7 protein-coding genes and 1 pseudogene are annotated in these 6820 nt (G+C 63.6%); all 8 read left to right on the top strand.

Annotated elements, in window-relative coordinates:
- The 8 genes and pseudogenes from AC3EA7_RS13705 to AC3EA7_RS13670 all read left to right on the top strand — a co-directional run bounded on the left by AC3EA7_RS13705 (position 1) and on the right by AC3EA7_RS13670 (position 6554).
- A pseudogene (locus AC3EA7_RS13705) lies at positions 1–915 on the top strand (IS5 family transposase).
- Between the two features lie 20 nt (positions 916–935).
- Positions 936–1916: an NADH-quinone oxidoreductase subunit B family protein gene (locus AC3EA7_RS13700; protein WP_488614623.1), complete on the top strand. Its 981-nt coding sequence runs from the start codon at positions 936–938 to the stop codon at positions 1914–1916.
- Between the two features lie 27 nt (positions 1917–1943).
- Positions 1944–3566 (top strand): nickel-dependent hydrogenase large subunit, encoded by a 1623-nt coding sequence (locus AC3EA7_RS13695; protein WP_488614622.1) that lies wholly within the window; start codon positions 1944–1946, stop codon positions 3564–3566.
- On the top strand, positions 3567–4040 hold the full coding sequence (locus tag AC3EA7_RS13690) for a hydrogenase maturation protease (RefSeq protein WP_488614621.1): 474 nt from the start codon (positions 3567–3569) through the stop codon (positions 4038–4040).
- Positions 4027–4332, top strand: a complete 306-nt coding sequence (locus AC3EA7_RS13685; protein ID WP_488614620.1) for a hydrogenase maturation protease — start codon at positions 4027–4029, stop codon at positions 4330–4332. Before AC3EA7_RS13690 ends, AC3EA7_RS13685 begins: the two co-directional genes overlap by 14 nt.
- A gap of 387 nt (positions 4333–4719) precedes the next feature.
- A complete protein-coding gene (locus AC3EA7_RS13680) occupies positions 4720–4947 on the top strand; it encodes a hypothetical protein (RefSeq protein WP_488614619.1) in 228 nt (75 codons plus the stop codon).
- A 7-nt stretch (positions 4948–4954) separates the two neighbouring features.
- Positions 4955–6214, top strand: a complete 1260-nt coding sequence (locus AC3EA7_RS13675; RefSeq protein ID WP_488614618.1) for a hypothetical protein — start codon at positions 4955–4957, stop codon at positions 6212–6214.
- The gene (locus tag AC3EA7_RS13670) at positions 6171–6554 is read left to right on the top strand and encodes a hypothetical protein (RefSeq protein ID WP_488614617.1); all 384 of its coding nucleotides are present in this window, start codon (positions 6171–6173) and stop codon (positions 6552–6554) included. Before AC3EA7_RS13675 ends, AC3EA7_RS13670 begins: the two co-directional genes overlap by 44 nt.
- Positions 6555–6820: the final 266 nt, after the last annotated feature.

Genomic DNA, 6820 nt, shown 5'->3' with positions numbered 1-6820 from the left:
ATGACACGTAAACCCTATCCAAGCGATGTGAGCGACGAGGAGCGGGCCTTCGTCGCTCCCTCCCTGACCTTCATGACCGAAGACGCCCCGCAGCGCGACCACTCGCTGCGCGAGGTCTTTAACGGATTGCGCTGGATCGTCTGCACGGGAGCGCCCTGGCGCATGATGCCCAACGCTCCGCCGCCGTGCGCCGTGGGGCGCCGTCTATCAGCAAACCCAGCGCTGGCTGAAGGCCGGGGTCGGTGCGACGCTCGTCCACGATCTGCGCGCGCTGGTGCGCGAAATCGAGGGGCGGGCGCCTGCGCCGCGCGCGGCGATCGTTGACGCGCGCACCATGCAATCGCCCCCTCCTGCCAGCCCCCCCTTTCCCCCCCGCATGCGGGGCATGCGGGGGGGAAAGGGGGGGCGCGGCGCGCGCGCTGGCGATGACGGGCATAAGCGCCGCAAGGGCGGCAAGGTCCACGTGGCGGTTGATCCGCTGGGCCAGTTGCTGGCCGTGGTCGTCACGCCCGCCAACAAACAGGAACGCGCGCAGGTCGCCGCGTTGGCGGAACAGGTCCAAGCCGTCACCGGCGAGTTGGTCGAAGCGGCGCGCTGAGCCTGCTTGCGCTGAGCCAGCCGAAGCGTCGAAGCGTGGCGTTCGTCGACCAGGGCGATACGGGGGAACCACCGGCGGCCGACGCCCACGCCCACGGCATCCGGCTGGAGGTCGTCAAACGGTCGGAAGCCAAACGCGGCTTCGTACTGCTGCCGCGCCGCTGGGTCGTTGAGCGAGGCTTCGCCTGGATGGCGCGCTTTCGCCGGCTGACGCGCGATGATGAGCGGTTGCCGGAGACTTTGGCGGGATTGCATGTTCTGGCCTTTGCGATGCTCATGCTGAAGCGATTCATTACCTTTATGGTCGAAAGTACATAACAGGATCTAGTAAGGAGCACGTGGCGGTATGGCAACTCTGTTATGGTTCCAGGGCGGCGCATGCAGCGGGAATACCATGTCGTTTCTCAAACGCCGAGGAACCAACGGTCTGCGACCTGCTGACCGACTTCGGCATCGAGTTTCTCTGGCATCCCTCGCTTGGCATGGAACTGGGCGAGCAGGCGCAGGCGCTGTTCCACGCGCTGGCGCGCGGCGAGAAACCACTGGACATTTTCGTCTTCGAGGGAACGGTCATTCGGGCGCCGCACGGCACCGGGCGCTACAACATGTTCGCCGAGCGCCCGATGCTGGAGTGGGTGCAGATGCTCGCGCCACAGGCGGGCATCGTGGTCGCCATCGGTGATTGCGCCTGTTGGGGCGGCATTCCGGCCGTCGCCCCCAACCCCTCGGACTCGGTCGGGCTGCAGTTCATGCGGCGTGAGTCGGGCGGTTTTCTGGGCGCAGATTTCCGCTCGAAACTGGGGTTGCCGGTGATCAACATTCCTGGATGTCCGGCGCATCCCGACTGGATCACGCAGATCGTCGTGGCGCTGGCGACCGGGCGTGCGCACGATATTGCGCTCGATGAACTCAACCGCCCGACGACGTTCTTCACCAGTTTCACGCAAACCGGCTGCACCCGGAACCAGTACTTCGAGTACAAGCAATCGACGATGGAGTTTGGTCAGGGCACCCGCAAAGGGTGTCTGTTCTACGAGTTCGGTTGCCGCGGACCGATGACGCGCTCGCCGTGCAACCGCATCCTCTGGAACCGCCAGTCGAGCAAAACGCGCGCTGGCATGCCCTGCACCGGATGCACCGAGCCGGAGTTCCCCTTCTTCGACCTCGCCCCCGGCACGGTGTTCAAGACGCAGAAGATCAGCGGCACGATCCCGAAGGACATGCCCGCCGGTCTCGATCCGATCAGTTACATGGGGCTTGCCGCCGCTGCGCGCGTCGCTGCGCCTCAGTGGGCGAAAGAAGATATGTTCGTCGTCTAACTGAAACGTTCCAGAGGAGAGAGCGCAATGACCGCGACTGTGAATACGAAACGTATGGACCTCCACGTAAGCCCGCTGGGGCGCGTGGAAGGCGACCTCGACCTGCGCGTGATCGTCGAGGATGGGACGGTGACGCAGGCGTGGACGGAAGCCGGCATGTTTCGCGGCTTCGAGATGATTTTGAAAGGGAAGGACCCGCAGGCCGGCCTGATCGTAACGCCGCGCATCTGCGGCATCTGCGGCGGCAGTCATCTGTACAAATCCGCCTTTGCGCTGGATGTCGCCTGGCGCACGGAACTGCCGCCAAACGCGCTGCTGGTGCGCAACATTGCGCAGGCGTGCGAAACGTTGCAGAGTGTGCCGCGCTGGTTCTACGCGCTGTTTGCCATCGACTTGACGAACCGGCGCTACGCGAAGGCGAAGGGGTACGACGAAGCCGTGCGCCGCTTCGCGCCACTGGTGGGCGAGTCGTATGAGCGCGGCGTCACCCTCTCGGCAAAACCGGTTGAGATCTACGCGATCTTCGGCGGGCAGTGGCCCCACTCCAGTTTCATGATCCCCGGCGGGGTGATGTGCGGTCCAACCCTGTCCGATGTAACTCGCTCGATCGCTATCCTGGAAGAGTTCCGCCACAACTGGCTCGAATCACGCTTCCTGGGATGCTCCGTCGATCGCTGGCTGGAGATCAAAACATGGGAAGATATGCTCGCGTGGGTCGATGAGAACGAGGCGCAGCACAATTCCGACCTGGGTTTCTTCCTGCGGTTTGGGCTGGAGATCGGGCTGGACACGTTTGGCGCAGGGTGCGGCAACTACCTGGCGATGGGCACCTACCTGCACCACGAGAAGTACAACCGGCCCACGATTGAAGGGCGCAACGCGACGCTCATCCAGCGTTCCGGCATCTACGCCAACGGTAAGCATTACGAGTTCGACCAGGCGCGGGTGCGCGAGGATCACACCCACTCGTTCTACCAGGGCAGCGGGCTGCTCCACCCCTTCGAGGGGCGTACCGAGCCGATGGATCCGGCAGAAGCCAAGCGCCAGGGCAAGTACACCTGGGCGAAAGCGCCGCGGTACGAGGTCGATGGTCTTGGCTACGTGCCGCTTGAAGTCGGTCCGCTGGCGCGTCAGGTCGTTGCCGGGAAGCCGGGCGAAGCGTGGCAGGACGTCGATCCGCTCTTCTCCGACATCATCGCCAAGAAGGGACCGAGCGTGCTGGTGCGCGTGCTGGCGCGGCTTCATGAGGAAGCCAAACTGTACAAAAAAGTCCGTGAGTGGCTCGGCGAACTCGATTTGCACGACCGCTTCTACATCAAGCCGGTCGAACACGAATTCGGCAGAGGCTTCGGCGCCACCGAGGCGGCGCGCGGCGCCCTTGCCGACTGGATTGTGCTGGAAAATGGCAAAATCGCCAATTATCAGGTCGTAACGCCAACCGCCTGGAATATTGGTCCGCGCGACAGCCAGGAAGTCAATGGACCAATGGAACAGGCGTATGTCGGAACGACCATCCAGGACCCTGGCGATCCGGTCGAATTGGGACATGTGGCGCGTAGTTTCGACTCCTGCCTGGTCTGTACCGTCCACGCCTACGACTCGAAGACCGGCAAGGAGATTGGCGTCTACCGGATCGGCGAGACGGGATAGATGAAGACGCTGATCATCGGATGCGGCAATCTGCTGCGCGGCGACGATGGCGTCGGTCCGATCCTCATTCGCCGGTTGTGGGAGATCGGGTTGCCAGAGGGCGTCCGTGTGGCGGATGGCGGCACGGCGGGCATGGATGTGGCATTCCAGATGCGCGGCGCGGACCACGTGATCATTGTGGACGCCTGCCGCACCGGCGCGACCCCCGGCACGCTCTACCGCGTGCCGGGGGAGCAACTCGAGCAACTGCCGCCGCCAGAGGGGATCAATCTCCACGCCTTCCGTTGGGATCACGCGCTGGCATTTGGGCGCTGGTTGCTAAAAGACGCCTACCCGCGCGACATTACTGTGTTTCTGATCGAAGGCGAATGCTTCGATCACGGTGCGCCACTGAGCCCTGCGGTGCATGCGCGGATGGAGGAACTAGCGCAGTCGCTTGCCACAACCCTCGATACAACCGATGCTGTCTGTTGAACTGACTGAGAAGGGATATCTTCATCTTCCCGCCGATCTGGCGCAACGCTACTTTCCAAACGATGCACTGGTCGCAATGGTGCGTGATGGCGAGTTGTGGCTGCTGCCGACACGCGGACCGGCGGCGGGAGGATTGATACTCAAACAGCGCAACCGGCAGGGAGACCGCAGCGTCCTGATCTGGGACGTGCTGCCAACCGGTACGCCTGCCGGGTGGCGGATGGCGCGCTGGGACGATGAACGCGGCGCGTTGCGGGTTATGCTCGAGGGCGGGGGAGCAGGGTCATCCTGATCGGCGGGAAAGGGAAACGTTGAATGTTGAACGGCGCACGTTGAACGTGAGAATCGGCATGCAGGCGTGCTGTCCGCGCCTCCGGGCGAAGCAGGATGAGCGCCGGGCAGGCGACTCGTCACTCATCACTCGGCACTGACCGGCGCGCCGCCCGCGCACCCGGGACAGTGAGAAAAGGTAAGTGTTCACGGTTGGGGGAAACGATGCCGCCGGTCGCTCAAAATGGAGGTTCGGGGGCAGTCCCCGAAAAGGAGAAGCGGCGGCGGAATGGTCTCAGCAAGCGCCAACGCACGGCGCCCCGCCGACCCACGGCGCCGTGCATAACGCCAGCGCTCCCAGGACGAGCGTAAACAGGTATGGGCAAAGGTACAGGAACGGTGCACGATCGTGAGACCTGAAGACTCATCCGACCATCCAGACACGCCGCAGGGGGTTGCCACGCTCATCGGCTATGAGCAGGGGCAGTGGGTCGTATACCTGGAGGTCGCCTTTCCCGACGGTGTGCGCCGTCACCGGATCAGCGCCCATCGCACCAGGCGATTGGCAGAGATTGCGGCCGATATGTATCGCCGCAGCGCCATGCGTGATGTTCCATTTCGAGACGAAGGATTATAACTTGAGCATGAGTATGACGCACCGACTGCTCCACCCGCAACCGCTTGGCGTCTTTCCGCTTCCCGCCGGGTATCTGGTCATACCGGCAGCGGACGGCGGCGCTGACCTGTGCGCGGCGCTGCTGACCGGTCGCGTGCCTGATATCGTGCCAGACCATCTACGCTTTTATACGCAGGCGCTTGCCGGTGATGCAGATGGAGCGTGGCAGGCGCTGAAGGACGACTCATCTCCCGAAGCGCGCTACAACCGCTTTGTGCTGCACAGCGAACCGGCGGATTATGCGCGTTTGCGCAATGAACTCGATGGCGAACTCGGTGCGCTGCTCGATCTCGTGGCATACACGACCGGCATCATCGACCGGCCGCCGGACCCGGCGGAATACCACGGCGAAGTGGCAGCCTGCCTCCTCGCTGCACACGCTGCACACGCACTGGAAATCGACCGGCGCGACGTCGCCTGCGCGATGCTCCAGCAGGCGGTTGCCGAAGTACGCGACATCTCACCCCTGTTTGCTGCGCAGTTGCTTGGCGACCTGGCGGAAATGCAGACGCTCAGCGATGATCCCGATGCTGCGATCCAGTCGTTGCGCGACGCGCTGGCGCTGATTGGGGGGCAGCGCCTGCCCGACGTGCGCGCGCACCTGGCGTTGCGGTTGGGCATGCTCTACCAGGAATGCGCCGAAGGACGGCGCTCGATGCTGCTCGAAGCCAGCAAATGCTACCAGGATGCGTTGCGCTTCTACACCCGCGAGACAACGCCCGAACTCTACGCGCTGGCGCAGAACAATCTGGCGCTCGTCTACCTGGCGATGCCGTTGACTGAAGCCAGCGACCAGTTACGCAAAGGGATCGCGGTGCAGGCGTTGCGCGAGGCGCTGACGATCTACACGCGCGAGACGCACCCTGATCTCTGGCGCCGCACGCAACTCAACCTGGCGAATGCGCTCCAATACCTGCCATCGGCGAACCTGCACGACCATCTGCTCGAAGCGGTCGGGCTGTACGATGAGTTGCTGGCGACCGGTGATCCGCGCCGTGATCCGGCAGGATATGCGCGAATCCTCGCCAACCAGGGCAATGCGCTGGCGCACCTGGGGAATTTTGCGCGCGCTCGCTGGCAGTTGAGCGAGGCGCGCCGTCTGTTTGCCGCATGCAGCGACCTCGATGCCGTGAGCGGCGTCGATGAGGTTCTGGAAGAGATTGCTCAGCAGGAAGCCGCCATCGGTGCAGAGGACGATCGTGGAAGCGTATCAGCGCCTGCAGTTTGATCTACTGCTCGGCATTGCCATCGAACGCTTTGTCGAGCGGATCACGCACCGCTGCGGCGGGTATGAGGCGGCGCTTGCTCAGTTGCGCGCCGATCCGCAGGGCGAAGGGGTCTGGCTCAATGCTTTTGTGCAGGCGTTTCTGCGTGATTTCCTGCTCGACAATCCGGCTGGTGCGTGCTTTATCCTTCAGGCGCTCGAACGGCGCCGGATCGCGGCGCCGCAGGCGGGCGCAATCGGCGCGATGCTGGAACAGATGGCGCTGCGTGCGTTCGCCGAACTGCTCGCCGCCAAAGCCCAGGAGGCGCTAGAAATGTCTGGCGCAACCGGGGAAGGATCTTGAAAGGAGGCTGCGGTGAAGCCCTGGCTGAGATCATGCAAGCCCCTGCAGGGCTTCCACGTCCTGAGCGAGGGCTTATTAGTCAGTAAACGAAGTTTTCCTACTTTTTTGGCTCTGAGCGCAACGAAGGTTATCATGCATCAGGACACGGCGGATTCTTCGCCGCACGCAACCGATGAATCACCGGAAGGGTGCAGGCGCGATGGGTCAGGAAACGACGCTCCGGCTGCCAGCGATTGACATCGCCCCTGACGGGCCTGCGGCCGCCC

The sequence above is a fragment of the Roseiflexus sp. genome, assembly GCF_057785375.1.
This window is presented reverse-complemented; position numbering and strand designations above follow the sequence as displayed.

What these genes read in the sequence shown, in the direction of transcription:
- AC3EA7_RS13695 (WP_488614622.1), top strand. Translation starts at nt 1,944, where the DNA reads ATGACCGCGACTGTGAATACGAAACGTATGGACCTCCACGTAAGCCCG.
- AC3EA7_RS13690 (WP_488614621.1), top strand. Translation starts at nt 3,567, where the DNA reads ATGAAGACGCTGATCATCGGATGCGGCAATCTGCTGCGCGGCGACGAT.
- AC3EA7_RS13685 (WP_488614620.1), top strand. Translation starts at nt 4,027, where the DNA reads ATGCTGTCTGTTGAACTGACTGAGAAGGGATATCTTCATCTTCCCGCC.
- AC3EA7_RS13675 (WP_488614618.1), top strand. Translation starts at nt 4,955, where the DNA reads ATGAGTATGACGCACCGACTGCTCCACCCGCAACCGCTTGGCGTCTTT.